12 protein-coding genes and 8 pseudogenes are annotated in these 17,013 nt (G+C 39.5%); 12 read left to right on the forward strand and 8 right to left on the reverse strand.

Going from position 1 to position 17,013, the window contains the following annotated elements; genetic code table 11:
* Positions 1 to 206 precede the first annotated feature (206 nt).
* Positions 207 to 1,534 (forward strand): annotated as a pseudogene (locus tag MIC7126_RS28085) (IS701 family transposase).
* Positions 1,535 to 1,711: 177 nt separating this feature from the next.
* Positions 1,712 to 2,501, forward strand: a pseudogene (locus tag MIC7126_RS28090) (IS5 family transposase).
* Between the two features lie 21 nt (positions 2,502 to 2,522).
* Here the strand turns inward: MIC7126_RS28090 and MIC7126_RS28095 are convergent.
* Both MIC7126_RS28095 and MIC7126_RS0122270 read right to left on the reverse strand, forming a co-directional pair.
* Entirely contained in the window at positions 2,523 to 2,891 is a 369-nt protein-coding gene (locus MIC7126_RS28095) for a heavy metal-responsive transcriptional regulator (RefSeq protein ID WP_017655371.1), read from the reverse strand.
* A gap of 239 nt (positions 2,892 to 3,130) precedes the next feature.
* On the reverse strand, positions 3,131 to 3,382 hold the full coding sequence (locus MIC7126_RS0122270) for a thioredoxin family protein (protein ID WP_017655372.1): 252 nt from the start codon (positions 3,380 to 3,382) through the stop codon (positions 3,131 to 3,133).
* Positions 3,383 to 3,660: 278 nt separating this feature from the next.
* Between MIC7126_RS0122270 and MIC7126_RS0122275 the strand changes: the two genes are divergently transcribed.
* The 4 genes from MIC7126_RS0122275 (at position 3,661) to MIC7126_RS0122290 (ending at position 6,388) form a co-directional block, all read left to right on the forward strand.
* Positions 3,661 to 4,149 (forward strand): heavy metal-responsive transcriptional regulator, encoded by a 489-nt coding sequence (locus MIC7126_RS0122275; protein WP_017655373.1) that lies wholly within the window; start codon positions 3,661 to 3,663, stop codon positions 4,147 to 4,149.
* 96 nt (positions 4,150 to 4,245) lie between these two features.
* Positions 4,246 to 4,560: a hypothetical protein gene (locus MIC7126_RS0122280; protein WP_017655374.1), complete on the forward strand. Its 315-nt coding sequence runs from the start codon at positions 4,246 to 4,248 to the stop codon at positions 4,558 to 4,560.
* A gap of 267 nt (positions 4,561 to 4,827) precedes the next feature.
* The gene (locus tag MIC7126_RS0122285; protein WP_017655375.1) at positions 4,828 to 5,868 is read left to right on the forward strand and encodes a F510_1955 family glycosylhydrolase; all 1,041 of its coding nucleotides are present in this window, start codon (positions 4,828 to 4,830) and stop codon (positions 5,866 to 5,868) included.
* Between the two features lie 187 nt (positions 5,869 to 6,055).
* A complete protein-coding gene (locus MIC7126_RS0122290) occupies positions 6,056 to 6,388 on the forward strand; it encodes a class I SAM-dependent methyltransferase (protein ID WP_026100463.1) in 333 nt (110 codons plus the stop codon).
* Here MIC7126_RS0122290 and MIC7126_RS32465 read toward each other — a convergent pair.
* Positions 6,352 to 7,412: pseudogene (locus MIC7126_RS32465) on the reverse strand (ISAs1 family transposase); the annotation flags it as partial. The gene MIC7126_RS0122290 and the pseudogene MIC7126_RS32465 overlap by 37 nt on opposite strands.
* A 73-nt stretch (positions 7,413 to 7,485) precedes the next feature.
* Between MIC7126_RS32465 and MIC7126_RS28100 the strand changes: the two are divergent.
* Positions 7,486 to 7,854, forward strand: a complete 369-nt coding sequence (locus MIC7126_RS28100) for a PDDEXK family nuclease (RefSeq protein ID WP_017655378.1) — start codon at positions 7,486 to 7,488, stop codon at positions 7,852 to 7,854.
* Between the two features lie 38 nt (positions 7,855 to 7,892).
* Here the strand turns inward: MIC7126_RS28100 and MIC7126_RS0122310 are convergent, their stop codons facing one another.
* Together MIC7126_RS0122310 and MIC7126_RS0122315 are read right to left on the reverse strand one after the other, a co-directional pair.
* Positions 7,893 to 8,408, reverse strand: coding sequence for a PIN domain-containing protein (locus tag MIC7126_RS0122310; protein ID WP_017655379.1), 516 nt, complete (start codon positions 8,406 to 8,408; stop codon positions 7,893 to 7,895).
* Complete coding sequence (locus tag MIC7126_RS0122315) at positions 8,395 to 9,543, reverse strand: XRE family transcriptional regulator (protein WP_017655380.1); 1,149 nt, start codon at positions 9,541 to 9,543, stop codon at positions 8,395 to 8,397. The genes MIC7126_RS0122310 and MIC7126_RS0122315 overlap by 14 nt, the downstream gene beginning before the upstream one ends.
* Positions 9,544 to 9,658: 115 nt before the next feature.
* Between MIC7126_RS0122315 and MIC7126_RS31400 the strand changes: the two genes are divergently transcribed.
* Together MIC7126_RS31400 and MIC7126_RS28105 are read left to right on the forward strand one after the other, a co-directional pair.
* On the forward strand, positions 9,659 to 9,826 hold the full coding sequence (locus MIC7126_RS31400; RefSeq protein ID WP_017655381.1) for a hypothetical protein: 168 nt from the start codon (positions 9,659 to 9,661) through the stop codon (positions 9,824 to 9,826).
* Between the two features lie 404 nt (positions 9,827 to 10,230).
* A pseudogene (locus tag MIC7126_RS28105) lies at positions 10,231 to 11,551 on the forward strand (IS4 family transposase).
* Positions 11,552 to 11,889: 338 nt separating this feature from the next.
* Here MIC7126_RS28105 and MIC7126_RS32470 read toward each other — a convergent pair.
* Positions 11,890 to 12,165 (reverse strand): annotated as a pseudogene (locus MIC7126_RS32470) (IS1634 family transposase); the annotation flags it as partial.
* Between the two features lie 270 nt (positions 12,166 to 12,435).
* Positions 12,436 to 12,777: pseudogene (locus MIC7126_RS32475) on the reverse strand (tyrosine-type recombinase/integrase); the annotation flags it as partial.
* 244 nt (positions 12,778 to 13,021) lie between these two features.
* On the opposite strand from MIC7126_RS32475, the pseudogene MIC7126_RS28115 reads away from it, so the two are divergent.
* From MIC7126_RS28115 to MIC7126_RS28120, 3 genes and pseudogenes are all read left to right on the forward strand, one after another.
* Positions 13,022 to 13,708 (forward strand): annotated as a pseudogene (locus MIC7126_RS28115) (IS1634 family transposase); the annotation flags it as partial.
* 81 nt (positions 13,709 to 13,789) lie between these two features.
* Positions 13,790 to 14,932 carry an IS4 family transposase gene (locus MIC7126_RS0122340; RefSeq protein ID WP_017652111.1) on the forward strand — a complete coding sequence of 381 codons (1,143 nt, stop codon included), beginning with the start codon at positions 13,790 to 13,792 and terminating at the stop codon, positions 14,930 to 14,932.
* A 23-nt stretch (positions 14,933 to 14,955) separates the two neighbouring features.
* Positions 14,956 to 16,041, forward strand: a pseudogene (locus MIC7126_RS28120) (IS1634 family transposase); the annotation flags it as partial.
* A gap of 349 nt (positions 16,042 to 16,390) precedes the next feature.
* Here MIC7126_RS28120 and MIC7126_RS0122350 read toward each other — a convergent pair.
* Positions 16,391 to 16,843, reverse strand: coding sequence for a helix-turn-helix domain-containing protein (locus tag MIC7126_RS0122350; protein WP_017655384.1), 453 nt, complete (start codon positions 16,841 to 16,843; stop codon positions 16,391 to 16,393).
* Between the last annotated feature and the right edge of the window lie 170 nt (positions 16,844 to 17,013).

Here is a 17,013-nt window from a genome sequence, read left to right on the forward strand (position 1 = left end):
GTGTGGGAAAAAATTCACTTTAATTCTGCGATCGCAACTCAGGGACATCTGTGGACGAGACATAGAACCATCAGCCGGAATTATCGACTCTCAAACTGTGAAAACGACTGAAAAAGGAGGAATCAAGGGCTATCCCTCTTCTGTCACTTTCCGGGTATTCTGAATAAAAGAATAAAAAAAGAAAACCTTGAAAGGTAAGTAGGGCAATGGATGTAGAATTACAAATCCTCAAGCATTTGCCAAGAGATGCTCACCCAACAGTTACCATCATAGATGAATATTGTGCAGAGTATAAAGACCTGTTTAAAGAAGTAAGAAATTATGAGTGTTTCAAATATTTACATCTGGGAATAATGTCACCAATTAAAAGAAAATCGTTACCAGAGATAGCGAAAGCCGTAAGTATAAACTCTGCACAGTCATTACATCATTTTTTAGCTAATTCAGATTGGTCAGTAGAGGAATTAAAACAACGAAGATTAAATCGACTAAAAACAGCATTAGATGGCAATGCGATTACAGTAGTAATAGATGAAACAGGAGACAGGAAAAAGGAAAGAAGACTGATTATGTAGCTAGGCAATATTTAGGGAGTGTCGGAAAAGTCGATAATGGAATAGTTTCAGTGAATGCTTATGGACTTTACTCTAATATAACTTTTCCTTTAAGTGTAAAAATATTCAAACCAAAAGGGACGCTAAAATCAGGAGATAAATATAAAACTAAAATAGAATTAGCATCAGAAATTATTACGGAGCTAATTGAATCAGGCTTTAATATTAAATTAGTACTAGCAGATAGTTTGTATGGTGAAAGTAGCCAATTTATTAGAAAACTAGCTGAATATCAACTAGATTATGTTGTAGCAATAAGAAGTAATCATGGAGTCTGGTTGCCAGCAGGACAGAGCGTTAGGGCGAATAAATGGTGTAAATTTGAAAAAACATTTAGCAATCAGAAATCAGAAATTAGATACATTAGGGAAATAATTTATGGTAAAAAAAGAGCCATAACTTACTGGGAAATAACCACTGATCCAGAAACCATGCCAGAGAATTCAACTTCTTTCGTAATGACAAATCTTCAAGGTAATCTCAAGAAAACTTTAGGAGATTTATATGGATTAAGAACCTGGGTAGAATATGGTTTTCGACAGTGTAAACAGGAACTAGGTTGGACAAATTATCGGTTCACAAATTTTCAACATATTGAGAGATGGTGGGAAATGATTTTTTGTGTTTACACAATGATTAGTTTAAATTCTTCCGCCTTGTTAGGCTTAAATCTATCTCGTAAAATTGAACCTGAGTTACAAGAAAATAGTGATGCTAATTTTTCTAATCATCAACAATGGAACCATGAATCCGGATGGAAAAATACTTTAAATAATCTACGTCTCATTGCCCAACCACTCTTACTATTTTGGTTGATTTATCCCTGGATACATATTTTCCCTAATTCTCATTTATTGCTGGGATTCAATCAATTAATTAGTGCAATGAATCAATTTAAACCCTATTATGCTTCTGGATAATTTCGCTTAGTTACTACTTGCTCATTCCGGAAAGTGACAGAAGAGGGATATCGTATCCTTTCGTTTACCTGTAAAATTATCCCAACCTGAGAGGGTGTTTGAAAAGTCAGGGATGTTGTAAAAAAGCTCTCTCAGTATACGCTGTGAATAGATAATAAACAGCACCGAGAGAGCGACATGAGTAAAGCTTACCTCAGTAACCTGAGCCGCGCACAATATGAATTTCTTAGCGACTTGATTCCAGAAGGGAAACCGGGTGGTCGTAAGCGTGAAGTCGATATGTGGGAAGTCCTGAATGCAATTTTTTACATCCTGCTAGAAGGAGTGAGATGGCGTTCGCTACCTGGGGACTTTCCTACGAGAGCAAACAGTGTACACATATTTCCGAAACTGGCGTAAAGACGGGACATGGTTGCACATTCACGATAGTCTCCGAGAATGGACGAGAATCGAAATTGAACGTCATCCGAGTCCATCGGAAGCGATAATTGATAGCCAAAGCGTCAAGAGTGCGGCAATGGTGAGTCAATCAGTAGGCTTTGATGCTGGCAAGAAAATTAAAGGACGCAAGCGATTTATGACCGTTGATACCTTGGGGTTAGTGCTGCGGGTCTTGGTAACAGCAGCCAATGTCGGTGAGCGAGAAGGAGGCAAACAAGTTCTCCAACGAGTTAAACAGTCTCAGCCACAATCTCGGTTAACCACCATCTGGGTTGATGGTGGCTTTGATGGAGAACCGTTCATGCAGTGGGTCATGAATTTTTGTCGCTGGATTGTACAGGTGGTGCTGCGACCAGAGCAAACCAAGGGCTTTGTTTTGCTCAAAAAACGTTGGGTGGTGGAACGCACTTTTGGCTGGTTCATGGGATGTCGGCGATTGGTCAGAGATTATGAATTATTGCCCGAAACCTCAGAAACGTTTATCTACCTTGCAATGATCCGTATTATGGTGAAGCGATTGGCTTAATTTTTGACTCCCTAAAACTTTTCAAACATCCTCTGAGAGTAATTCTGTTAGTTCATCTCTTAAAGTTAATAGCTCTTCAATCTGATGGTCAATCTCATTCACCTTATCTTCCAGCTTTTGTTTAACTTCACCACAAGGCAGATTTCCTTCATCATGTATATTAAGAAGATTTTTGATTTCTTCAAGACTAAGACCAAGACTTTGCGCCCGTTTAATAAATGCTAAACGTGTAAGCACATCTGATGAAAATTTCCGAAAACCACCCTCTGTTCTTCCAGAAGAATTAAGTAGACCTAGACTTTCATAATAGCGAACTGTCCTGATGGGCACTCCGCTTAAAGCTGTTACTTGACCAATTAAAAGCGGCTTTTTATCCTGCTGAGTTAACATGGCATACTTTGAAGTTAATTAGCTAATCTATGATAATCAAAATTGTATTTTAAAGAGGTTTTTAAGAAACTTAGTATTTAAATACATCGATAGCTTAGGACATGAAAAGAGCTAATTAAAGCACTAATGCTTAGTATGATTATATACTATTAGTTTGTTTCTAGCTAGAAACAAACTAATAGCTCACTTGCACGAATTTGCCACTCGAACGGGTAGTAAATTCCTTGTTCTTACTGCTTCTAATTTAAGGGCTGACCTACACCAGCAGATTGGAGTTGCTCTCGACTGGGTTTACCAGTCACAACCAGTTTTCCATTGATTGCGATCGCAGGCACTGCATTCACTCCATACTGCTGGGCTTTCTCCTGTTCTTGTCGCAAGTTATAAACCGATACTTCACAATTAGGGCAAGTCAATTCTTGCACCAATTGAACTGTTTCATCGCAAAGAGGACAGTCAGCAGTAAAAATTTCTATTTGACGTTTTGTCATGATATCCACCAAAATTCTTTTTACTCATTCATTCTGAAGCCTCTAGCCGGCTATAGAGTCAACCCCATAGGTAAATATTATTTTCCAAATAACCTCAATTAAAATTATTTGGACATATCATCTCCTCAAATTTGGAACTTTGGCTCATCAAGTTTTAAGCTAATATTTTTGCCCACAAGTATTGTAATTAAACTTTACACAAAATTTTCCAATTATCACTTGACTCTCTAGCTGACTATAGACTTTAAAGTTATAACAACACATAGTAGTAAATAACTATGATTGCTGTCGTGGAACAAGTTTGTTGTGAAGTATCATCCCCAAAAAAACTCCTGAAAATTGGTGAGCTAGCAAAGCAAACTGATGTGGCAGTGGGAACCATTCGGTATTACGAAGGCTTGGGCTTAATAAAACCAGTTGAAAGAAGTGAAAGTGGCTACCGTTATTACGACTGCGAGGCAATCAACAGGCTGCAATTCATCAAAAAAGCCCAATCTTTACAGTTTTCCCTGTCCGAAATTCAGCAAGTGCTAGGCATCCGTTCACAAGGCGACCCTGCTTGTCCACTAGTTCGGGACTTACTCAAACAGAAAATTGCTCATCTTGAGGAGCAGATTTATCGCATGAAGGAACTGAAGGATGAGCTAGAGGCATATCAACAGCGTTGGGCAAACCGACCCTTGGATAATCCTTGTAATAAAGAGCTTTGTAGCTTGATTGAGGAAGTTGCTTGCTCTGATATACCTGTTCACAATTTACGAGGATAGGAAATTTATGACTTGACTCTATACCCGACTAGAGACTTTAGTATGGTCTTAGTTTTTCAAATACTACTAGCTTGGCAGAATAATGGAGAGTAAAAAATGAACATTAGTACAAGCGTTAAAACAGCATTGAGCGGAGCCGTTGCCAGTTTTGCATTGCTGACGTTAACCACTACTGCTTCCTTTGCAAACACCCCCAAGGAAACTGTAACCCCGAATCAATCCGCTAGGGCTATAAGCGAAGCAAAACTAACTCAAGTGCTGACCAGTCAAAAAACAGCGCCAACAAATCAAACGTCACAGCAGCCAAACCAAACCGGATGTAAGTGTTGCCAAGCAATGATGAATAATAAGCCAGGGATGATGAACAATATGCCCGGAATGATAAACAACCAAGACAGTCCATCAAGATAGAGCTTGATAAATCCTCGGCGAGAAACACATTTGAATTTGAAATGTCAGAAAAAAATAGGAATGTTTAGAGAAGTCTCGCCGAAAAAGGCTAATGAAATCATTGCTAAGGAAGTTATCTTATGGTTTGGCTAAGGAACTTAAGGTAAACCAAGATGACTATCGAACTCATTCCTTTTATCCAGAAGCTCAAATCAGGCTTGCTTTTGCATTTCATCATAAGTAAACAGCTTTATTACAGCAGAAAACTTACTCAGGAGCAACAAAATTATGAGTCAGCCTGACTCAAAAGACCACAACATGATGAAATGGATGGGAATTGCTATGGTGGCTTGCTGTGCTTTGCCCATAGCAGTTTCCCTCTTTTTAAGCGGAGGCTTGGGGGTGTGGTTCGGTCGTTCTATCCAGCAGCCTACTAGCAATCAGTCAACTAACCAGTTACTCTCCACCAACCAGCCAAACAACCAGCCTCAACCAAAGGCTGTAAATGTATCCCTAGAAAAAGCGGTCAATTGGCAAGTAAATAATCATGTTCATGGTTTGACTGTGAATCGAGATAATCCCAATATTATTTATGTTGCAAGTCATAATGGACTCTTGCAACGTTCTGAAACTGGAGAATGGTTTTGGATGGGAAAAGAGCGAGCTGATTATATGGGCTTTACTGCCGATCCAATTAACAGTAAACGCTTTTATTCCAGCGGGCATCCACACACAGGAGGTAATCTAGGATTCCAGATCAGTGAAAATCAAGGGCAAGATTGGAAACAAATTTCTATGCCTGGGGTAGATTTTCATGCAATAGCGATCGCACCGAGTAACCCCAACGTTTTTTATGGATGGCCTGCTTCTGGGGCGCAAGGGCTGCATACTTCTACTGATGGTGGCAAAACTTGGATTAAACCCCGCATGATAGGATTAGGCGATGCTCCTTTTGACCTTGCAGTTGACCCGCGAAACCCTGAGCATTTGTTTGCAACTACCCGTTTGGGAATGTATGAAAGCACTAACAGCGGCAATGACTGGACGTTAGTAGCTAATACACAGGAAGCTCCTGTTATCAGTTTGGCTCTACAAAAAGAAGGTAACAATCTTATAATGTATGGCTATCGCTTTCTCAAATCAGCACCCGGTATTTATCGTAGCAGTGATGGTGGTAAAACCTGGGCGAAACTTTGGACTGAAACTAATGGTGTAGTTGTAAAACTAGCGATCGCCCCTAGCAATCCCCAAATATTTTATACGGTAAATGATAATAATGCAGTCTTTCAATCCCAAGATAGCGGCAAGACATGGAGAGAACTGAAATAAATTTGAAGTCTATCAACATAGCTATAATAACTTGAAATACTAATCGCTCAAATCTGCAATCAAGGCATTTTGAACGTTAGGATTATTTGCAATTAAATTACAGTTCAGCCATTACCTTAGTTAATCAGTAGAGAGTAATAATGATAGCTTGAGCAACGCCAGCTATAGTTCTAGAATTGAGAAAATAATGATGGCGAAGATACATACTGTAGCGTTAAATACAAAAGGTTCTCCAGACTGGTATAAACGCTTATTTGCCTGGATAATGGCTCATGGCAACGCTAAGTACGAAGAGGAGATAGCTGACAGAAAGCGAGTTTTGTTTGCCGAACTGCATGGTAATGTTTTAGAAATTGGCTCTGGTACGGGCCCCAACTTGTCTTACTATCCGTCCGACATTCATTGGATTGGTATTGAGCCAAACCCTTTCATGCATCCGTATCTACAGCAAGAAGCTGAACGGCTCGGCTTAGCAGGGCTGTTTCATTCCACAAGGGCAAGAAGTTGGTCAATATCATGAGAGAGAAATCTTTGAGCAGTTGTGATGGAAGTATGACCGTTTCGGCGGAGGATGTTGAGAGCGAGCGCTCTCAAAATAGAAAGATTTGCGGGAGCGTTGCCAAGACGGATTGTGGAAGTATCTTCTTTGAAAACAACGTCTTTGACCCAATGGAGGCAATTTTCGATACCCCAATGACCGCGAATACCGAGAGCAAACTCCTTGGCTGTACAAATCAAACTGCTAATGTAACAAACAATTTCATGATATTTCTTACCTTTTCTCGTGCCAATTCTTTCGACCCTGACTAAAGATTGTATTCCAGTCCATGCTGGGTCAATTCCATTAACATCATGAAAAACTTCGACAATACGTGTTGTAAATCTATCTCTAGTTTTTTCTATCTCAACTACACGAGAAGTTGGTTTTTTGGTAGCGGCAATGCGTTGAATATGGCTATGTAGTTTGGGCTGATTCTCTTTAACAGCAATGACATAATCATTGCCACTTCCTATAATTATTTGGCAAGTTTTTTTTGGCAATGTAAGGAATCAAAGCTCAAAACTACACCTTCTAGACCCAAGGCTGTGACTAGCTCCTGTACAACTTGGATTTCGCTTTTGAGTTGGTTCTCAAATTTCTCCATCCCGATACCTAGCCCTTTTTTGCCAGCAAATACTGATACTATGCTCACAAAATTCTGATGAGATGAACTATAGTTTTGCACTGTACCCTTAATACTTTTACCGTCTATTGCACACCATTCTGATACTTCTAAATCCACAGACTTTTTGGCCCATTCATTAAATTTTTCAGCTAGTTTATCGAAATCTACTCCCATAATTACACGTCGGATTGTCGAATATGAGGGAACCCCATGTTTTTGGATTCCAAATATTTCTATGAGCGCCAGACGATGCCGTTTGACAAAATCTCCCCATGCACGATACCCAACATATCCACTCATAGTGCCCATTATTACAAACAGCAACACTAGCCAAAGTGGATGTCTTCGACCATCAGTCGTTCTAAAATCTTCAACCCGCTGTAGTTGTTCAATCAAATTTGCACCCATGATTTTTTCCCCTCAACACTTGCAATTTTACCTGTTTTAGGGAATGAAACAGCCCTGGGGGCGAGAGGGGAACGATGCTATCGATCTAGATAGAAATGAATACGAATTAAAATCAATCAATATTGAACTCACAAAAGGGTTCTCAACCCACCACCACATGAACCCTATTATCATTAACAAATATCGCCAGGTTGATTGGATTTTTGCCATTTATAAAAATATTGAAATACAAGCAATTTATCGTCTCAAACCAGCAAACTTAGAACCGTTTTATACTCTTTGGGAAACCAAGTGGCACACCGATGGACAGAAGGACATTAACAACCCAAAAATTCCCTTAAAATATGTCGTCGAGAATGGCGAATTGCTATATGGCATTCCTCCTAGCATCTTGACCAAAAGAAGACGATGATAACATCTAAAGCACTTAGTTTAATCACATTTTATTTTTTAGCTCGTGCCATACTTCTGTAAACTTGTTGTCCAATCTGTCAAAACTTTGGGAGAAATGTGTTTACCCCGCTCGTTGATTAATGAATCAGCCATTGCCGTCACCTCTATCACTGTTTTGTGTCCTGTCTCTACCATCTCAGTCAATAATCGCAGTGTTCTGGTGTAGGTAACACCATATGCCTTGCAGGTTTCAACAACTAGCCCATCATCACTAGCACAAATCAGCAATTGATGACGGGCAATGGCAATTGTAGATCGATCCGCGATACTTAAAAGGGGCGCTCTGATGCTAAATTCTAGAAAACTGGCAAACATCTCTTGTGTGGAAAGAGTCAGAGGTGTTAAGTATTGGTTAGCAGCTTGGCGAGTTGGGGGTTCGAGTTGATCTGAGTCTAGAAGTTCCTGGGCAATGTACAACGGACTGTAGTGCTGTTGTAGCCACCCCCACTCGTTCAGCCAGCGAAAATCAATGAGTGCTGTTGCGTCAAGAATTGTTCCGTTAAGCGACTGCATAAACCTCATTTTCTTGACGACGCACCCGCAGTTTTTCAACAGTTAAGTTGAGAAGTTCTGCTGCTTTCATCTCTGAAATCTTGCCCAATTTTAAGGACTGCCAAATTAGAAATTCATAACGTTCATTTTCTGGATAATCATCCGCAGGCAGTGCTGGTGGTAATTCCATTGAGTTTTGCAAAGATGCACCATCATGTTGCTTTTTATAAATAGCACATATTTTGACTTTCTCTTTAGCAAAATCAATGATTTTCATTTCTGCTAAACGATTCAAGATGACTAGGTAGCTCACCCGAAAATGCCGTTTAAGTTTGACAATATCTTGGGTAAGTGTGTACATCCGCTCAAATTCAGCTTGGGGAACCAGTAGATGACTAGCAAAGTAATCAGCTACTTTTTCTCGTGCTTTTTCTTCATATGAGGTTCCTTCTTCAATCAGGGTATCTTGGTACTCTACACGGTGAAAGATTAGGTGTCCAATTTCATGTGCAAGGGTAAATAATTGACGTTCAATGGTGATGTTATGGGTATTTACCAAAACAAAAGCACCTTCAATATCACTACAAGCACTCAGACCAAAGAAACCTTTAATGGGAACGGAGGAGCGTAAAACTTTTAAGCCGATTTCTTCTACAGACTGAAACAGATTGGCAATGGGAGCATCTCCCAAGCCAAGGCGATGACGAAACAAAGCAGCTATTGTCTGAATGTGCTTTTCATTGCCTTCTACTTGATGGCAAGGTGTACTTTCTGGGGTGTAGGTTGGTAAGCCAACTGCTTGTTCTAGGGCGTTATAAGTTTGCAGCATTCGTAGCACTTGGGCTGCAAACTGGGCATTTTTGAGGCAGTGCGTTGCGCGGGTTTCCCGCGTTGTAGCAACTGCCGTGTCGAATGTTACATGAGCGCGGAACCGGAAGTTGGGTAGCCCAACACCAGGTGAGCGTAGCAAGTCATCGAGTGTAATGCCCAAAGCACTCGCCAGAGCAGAGAGGATTTTGCTGTCTGGTAAAGTTTTGGCGTTCTCGTAGTTATTGATGCTCTGGCGAGTTACCCCGGCTTGTTCTGCAAGTTGCTCTTGAGACAAGCCTAGACTTTTACGGTAGCGGATCAGGTTCGCAGCAATGATCTCTTTCATAGCTGATTCTTTCCTGTAATCGCTAGACGTGTCAAAGTTGTTGACACTATTTTCTCTAATTATAATATAAAATGTCAAAGCAGTTTTACATCAGTCTTAAGGAGGTGATAAAGATATGGCCAAGAATACAGGCAAGGGCTATCGCCGTGGTGCTGTGGATAACCGCAGCCAAACTTACAACAGAGTAACCGAACAATGGGTAAAGCGTGATGCTGAAACCGGACGGTTTATGGACGTGAAGCAAAACGGAGAACCTTTTAAAGGTGTTCGTAAGGAAGACTAATACTAAATTGCATTCAATTGTAGAGATTGAACGCAACTCGGTATAGGTCTTAGGTTTGGTTTATTGAAGGGGTGGTATTACACTCATAGCCCACTCCTTCAGTTTTCTTCATTATCTTAGTCTTCGGCTTGAAAATCTAGAGCATCACCATTTACAAAAAAAATGGTCAGTAAATCTATTTCGTTTAGTCTTGGGATATCACAATTTCAGTGTCAAAGCAGGGCAAATTGAGAAGTCTACCGAGAATCTTCTCGCCAGCCAAAGTGTCCAGGAATCAGAAGCCATCAAGTTGATGAGCGAATATCAGATCGCTCGTGCTTCTGCCCATTGGTGTCAACTTAAGCAAAAAGGAACCATAAGATGTAATCTAAGAACATCGGAATTGATGTTCTTAGTGATACATCATGAGTAGAAAACGTCCAGCGCGAACAGGAAACCCAGATTTGCGGCAGCAAAAGCATGTACCAGCGCCGCCAATAGAGGAAATTGAGAAAGAAATATTTTCATTGCTATCTCCTGCGAGCTTTAAACCCTTGAGATTGTATGAAAACGAAGAAAAGAAAAAATTCCGGGACAGAATATTAACTCTGCCGATGATGATGGCGATCGTTGTGAGTTTAGTATATCGTCAGATTCCGGGATTAAGAGAAGTGCAAAGGGTTTTATGCGAAGAAGGATTGTTATGGGTAGGTCGAATTGAAGTGAGTGCCCAAGCAGTTTCAAAACGATTGAGAACACTACCAATCGAATTATTTGCACAAATTTTCCAGCAAGTAATAGAAAGAATTAATGTGCAGCCACAAAATCAGGCAGTCCCAGTGAATTGGCAGCCAGTATATCAAAGTTTTACAGCAATCTGGATTGCTGACGGGTCAACGCTGGAAGCACTGCGGAGGAAGCTAAAAGCACTCAAAGAACAAGACAAAACTCTGGCGGGTAAAATTATGATGGTGGTCGAAGCATTTACTCATCACCCCGTCACAACTTGGTATACAGAAAATAGCAAAGTCAATGATAAAATCTGGTGTCAACAATTACTTGAACGCTTACCCATTGGTGGATTGCTGATTTTTGATTTAGGGTTTTTTAAATTTCCTTGGTTCGATGCGTTCACCACAGCAAATAAATTTTTTATTACACGACTAAGAGAAAAGACTGCCTACAATGTAGTTCGTTGTTTGAGTAGTAGTCAATTCTATCGTGATGAAATTATCTCTATGGGCGAATACCGCTCGAATCCTTGCCATCAAAAAGTCCGTTTAGTTTCTGTGTTGTGGGGTAGAACTTGGTATTACTATCTGACAAATGTACTTGACACCCAAATGTTATCTTCACAGCAAGTCTGTGAATTATATCGAAGACGTTGGCGCGTTGAAGATGCATTTTTGCTCACCAAACGGCTTTTGGGTCTGGCTTATATCTGGGTGGGTGATAGTAATGGTGTCCAAATTCAAATTTTTGCCACTTGGATGTTTTATGCTGTTCTCAATCAATTATGTATTGATGTAGCGCTCGCATTGAATCAACCTTTAGACCGAATTTCTACAGAGATGGTTTTTCGTAGTTTATACCATTTCTCCCAAGCTGTTCTACGTGGTGATGCCAGTGACGCTGTTCCTTATCTTGTGGAACATCAAAAGCTGTTTGGATTAGTCAAAACCAGGCGTAAGCGCCATCGAGAGCTTGACGCTTACACTCAACTTTCTTTGGGCTTTATCTTCTTAAGTTGACACCAATGGACTGTGGGTTGCCCTTGGATTATCCTTTCTAAAACCACTGTGCCTGGACTGACTCGCTGTTCGTCAGAACCTTTAAGCAAGCTATAACCTGCTACACCATTAATTTGATAAGCAATTTCTCCCCAAAGGGTATATGTGGTAACGCCAGTGTCCGCATGGTAAACACCGTTAACTGGATCAAGGTCTTGGCAAGCGATCGCCTAACTATCTCCTAAGTACAAAAGAATATTTATTACGCTTTCAATAATATTAATCTGAACTTCCCCAATTGACAAAGGTCAAATGTGATGCATAGCAAGGGTTTTAAGGATTTTGATTCAGGGTTTACTGGGTACAAATCAATGAAACACCAAGCAAATCTAAAGCCTTTTGTTGCAATGGAGTAGGTTCGGTAATCTTGTCAAAAATAAAATTGGCTCCTTTAACAGTAGATTCAATTTTATTTTTAGCAATAGTCCCTAAGTCAGCTAATAAAGTTTGAAAACTATGAACTGGTAAATCATCTAGGGTACGCTTTTTTCTAGCCTTGGCCTTAGCACTATCACTCTGACTAGCCTTGACGATAGATTCTTGTTTATTTATTGCTTGTTCCCAATCATCTATATTTAATTGACTCACCTCATTGCGTCGCAGTAAATTTTCCCACAACAGCCGCAATAGCGCATAATCTCTTTGGCCGTGAACAGTTGAGCGCTCAATTAGCTGGATTACACTGTTGATGCTTTGAGCATCCACCCCGGTAGTATCTCGATACGCTTTTACCTTTTCCAACTCTACATCTTCTAGCGTGTAGCTGCACACACCTAACTTGCGGGCAAACTTCACCAACGATTTAATGCTGCTGAGGCGACGGTTGACCGTTGCTTCCTTCAACCCAATAGCCAGTAGCTTGGCCTTATATTTCAGCACCACCGCCACCGCCCGTTTCTCGGTCAGGTGCAGAAATTCCAACACGCTGTCAACATTTGGCTCAATACCAGTCATCGCCACAAAAAATTTCCGCAAATCTTTCTGGTATTCGCGCCGGGTGCTGGGTGCGCGAATATTGGCGAGCATCAAAGCAATGACATCCTGTTCATCCTCTGTTGCGGCAAAATACCGCTCAATTGGGGCTAAGAGAGATTTTTTTAATGACTCTACCGCATCATCAAATCCGGTATCATCGTTTGCTTTTGGGGATGCCCGTCTGGGAGAATATGGAGTATCAGACATAGCATTGGGCGCGAAAAGGGTAATTATCGATATCAAACCTATTCTCTCTCGATTTGCCCAACCACATCACTTTGGCGCGATAAATCTTCCATTAGACTGAACTTCCCCCCGTGCAAATGTACTAAATACCCATAAAAAGCCTGTATTGAAAGTGATACAGGCTTTTAAAATCGGATTTTTGTACCCATGTAATTTTAGAATTATTTTAGATTTCAGTCTTGATAAAAATGGGATAATTGTAGCCATGTATATAGAAAGAATTCCCAACAGAAACTCTCCTCCTGCGGTGTTGCTTCGCGAGTCCTATCGTGAAGGAGATAAAGTACGTAAACGTACCCTAGCTAACCTCTCAAAATTACCAGATCATGCGATAGATGGTTTACAGTTACTGTTAAAGAGTGGGACAGCAATTGAGAGTTTACCTGAAGCGTTTAAAATAATTAGGAGCCGTCCTCATGGCCATGTAGCAGCAGTGTTAGGAAGCTTAAAGAATACTGGTTTAGATCACCTAATTAATGAAGAAAATACTAGGGAACGAAGATTGGTATCAGCGATGATTGTGGCACGGATTATTGAGCCACGTTCTAAATTAGCTACATCCAGAGGTATGAGTAATGAAACCTGTTCCTCAAGTTTAGGAGAAATGTTAGGTCTAGGAGGTGTGGATGAAGATGAATTATATTTAGCAAGGGATTGGCTATTAGAGAAGCAAGGAACAATTGAAAATAATTTAGCAGCATTACATTTAGAAGAAGGAACATTAGTTCTCTATGATGTTTCCAGTAGCTATTTCGAGGGGAAAGCTTGCCCAATAGCCAAATACGGTTATAATCGCGATGGGAAAAAAGGGAAATTACAAATAGTATTTGGATTACTTTGTAACAAAGAAGGTTGCCCAATATCAGCTGGAGGGGAGACGAAACAGCCTAAAAAGCTTGGTGTATAAGATGGGTAGCGTTTTGTGATAGAAAAAGGTAGGTCTAGTTTTGTCAATAAGACCTACTTAATGATAATGTTAGCTATATTGTACCAAAAGCACTTAAAAAGTCAATTGAGTTTAGCAGAATATCTGTTGCTAAAAATTTTGATACATCTGTTGCAGTCAATCAAAGAAGTAACTTTAGAAAAATTAGCGAATGCGCTACCTTTGGGAATTAAATTTGAAAGCAGAAGAAAAAGAATACAAAGATTTTTATCATTACCAAATCTCACAATTGAAAAAGTTTGGTTGCCAATTATTCAAGAACTAATAGCAAACTACTTCCAGAATGAAAAAATTATTTATATAGCAATTGATAGGACTAATTGGAGTCGGATAAACTTATTAATGGTCAGCGTGATTTGGGATAAAAGAGCCATACCAATATATTTTAGTTTGCTGCCCAAATTAGGTAGTAGTAATCTCACGGAACAGCAGAAAATATTATCGCCAGTTATAGCAATATTGAAAGATTATAAAATCTGTGTGTTGGGGGATAGAGAATTTTGCTCGGTAAAACTAGCAAAGTACCTTCAGAGCAAGGATGTATATTTTTGTTTGCGATTGAAAAAGAATGAATTTGTAGAAATTAAACAAGATATGTTTATGGAGTTAAGCAGTTTAGGATTAACTCCTGGAGTATCTTTTTTTATCAAGGGAGTTAAGGTAACAAAGACTCAGGGTTTTATCAGTTTTAATGTGGCTGGTAAGTGGCAACGTAAAATTAACGGAGTAGCACCCAAAGAAGCATGGTTTATTTTAACAAATTTTGACACCCTAGAGTCAGCAATTGCTGCTTACAAAAAGCGATTTGATATTGAAGAAATGTTTAGAGATTTCAAAACAGGTGGCTATAACTTAGAAAACACTAATGTTCAAGGTGAACGTTTTATTTCTCTAGTTTTGTTGATAGCGATCGCTTACACCTCTGCAACAATTAATGGTCAACTTATTAAACGCAAAGGAATCCAAAAATATATAGCTCGGATTAAAGAAAGGAGTCGTTCTCAACGGAGACACAGTAGTTTTTATATCGGCTTATATGGTCAAACATGGGTACATTTCAAGGATAGCTGTATTGATTTAGTCACACAATTAATGAGAATTAATCGTAATAAGTGGAAGCATTATCAACAAGGTTTAAGAGCCATGAAGCTTATTGAATCTATATTGTAGCTTATTTCGTCTCCCCTTCAGCAATATCAGTTGAAGTATTTGAAGGTAATACTAGTGCTCCAACAACCTTTACACAACAGATAGAGAAAGTTAGAGATAGATTTGGTATTCAACAAGTAATTTGGGTAGGAGACAGAGGAATTATTTCTTCAACTCGAATTAAATCATCTTTTAAAAAAGAGCATCAAGTTGATTGGATTAGTGCATTGCGTTCAAGCCAAATCCGTTCAATGATAGAACTTGATTGTATTCAGCTATCATTATTTGACGAAAAAAATATTGCAGAAATATCGTCCCCTGACTATCCAGGGGAAAGGTTAATTGCTTGTCGTAATCCGATTCTAGCGGCAGATAGAGCCAAAACTAGAGAAGAATTATTACAAGCAACTGAAAAAGAATTGTCCAAAATCGCTGCCAGTACGACTAGACAGAAACGTCCTTTACGCGGAGAATCTAATATCGCTTTAAAGGTTGGACAAGTTCTTAACCGTTACCAAGTTGGAAAACATTTTAAAATTGATATTAAAGGTGATAGCTTTTTGTTTGAAAGAGATATACAAAAAATTGTATCAGCAGCGGCTTTAGATGGCTTATATATCATTCGTACATCTGTAGAATCTCAAATTCTATCTGCCGAAGATACGGTCAAAGCTTATAAAAGTCTTTCACAAGTCGAACAGGCTTTCCGTAGTTTTAAAACTGTTGATTTAAAAGTTAGACCCATCTATCATTACACAACTCAACGAGTTAAAGCCCATGTATTTTTGTGTATGTTAGCCTACTATGTCGAGTGGCATATGCGTTCTCGGTTAGCTCCGATTTTATTTGATGAGGATGATTGGGAACAAGCAATAAATAAACAAGAATCTATCGTCAAGGCTAGTCAGAGTGATAGTGCTAAGGCCAAGGCTAGAAAAAAGCGTACCCTAGATGATTTACCAGTTCATAGTTTTCAAACTTTATTAGCTGACTTAGGGACTATTGCTAAAAATAAAATTGAATCTACTGTTAAAGGAGCCAATTTTATTTTTGACAAGATTACCGAACCTACTCCATTGCAACAAAAGGCTTTAGATTTGCTTGGTGTTTCATTGATTTGTACCCAGTAAACCCTGAATCAAAATCCTTAAAACCCTTGCTATGCATCACATTTGACCTTTGTCAATTGGGGAAGTTCAGATTAATGCTATTCACTTGTTACCCAACACTTGACTGTACTACGTAATGTCTTTTTAATGAATTATGATAGATACAAAAATTAAACCATCCCAGTGGTTGGAATGGTTTAAGGGAATTATCAATTTTTCTTACTGCTCCTTTTGCTTATAGGAGGCAACCAATTGTTGTTGGCGACAATTTGGGCAAACCTTTTAACTTGACAGTTTCGGCGACTTGGTTGTTATTCTGACATAATGAAAAGATAGGATTGCCCGTTAGCTTGATTTGAGCTTGATGCTATTAGGGTTGCGCTTCCAAGATCCGACCTATACTTCTTGGCGATAGTGCTGGCAACCCCCTGCGAGTAGCTTCTTCAGCAACTTGCATATGGTAATGGTGCTTTGAACGACTGGGTTTTCGGTTCTTGCTCCATTCGCTGATTTCGACAATTTTGCTCGCCTCTGCGCTCTTGCACTTCTTAGGTCTGCCTGCGTTCACACCTAATACATCATTTACCTTTGCGATCGCATCTTCCAAGGTTTCCGATGTTATGGTACAAGATGTCCACTTTTTCTTCCAGTTTGTTACTGTTTGCTTCGCTATACCAAGTTTTTTTATTATATTTTTCTGATTTTCCCCACGATTAAGTTCTAGCAGGATCTTTGCTCTCTTGATCATTTCATCGCTGCCGTTGGCTGCTATATCCTCTAATACTTGCTTTTCAATAGGATTCAATACTTGAATATGAGGCATTTTAGTATTTACCCCGCTTATTACCTACAATTTTGCCAAATCGAATGAAGCCTGATATACTTTTTTTGTAGAGTTCATTTTTCCTAAAGATTCACTCAAAGCCCTGCTACCAACAGGGCTTTGAGGAAAAAACAAGCCCACCTGTTACTAAAACAGGACGGAACATTGTT

The sequence above is a fragment of the Fortiea contorta PCC 7126 genome, from assembly GCF_000332295.1.
GTDB lineage: Bacteria > Cyanobacteriota > Cyanobacteriia > Cyanobacteriales > Nostocaceae > Fortiea > Fortiea contorta.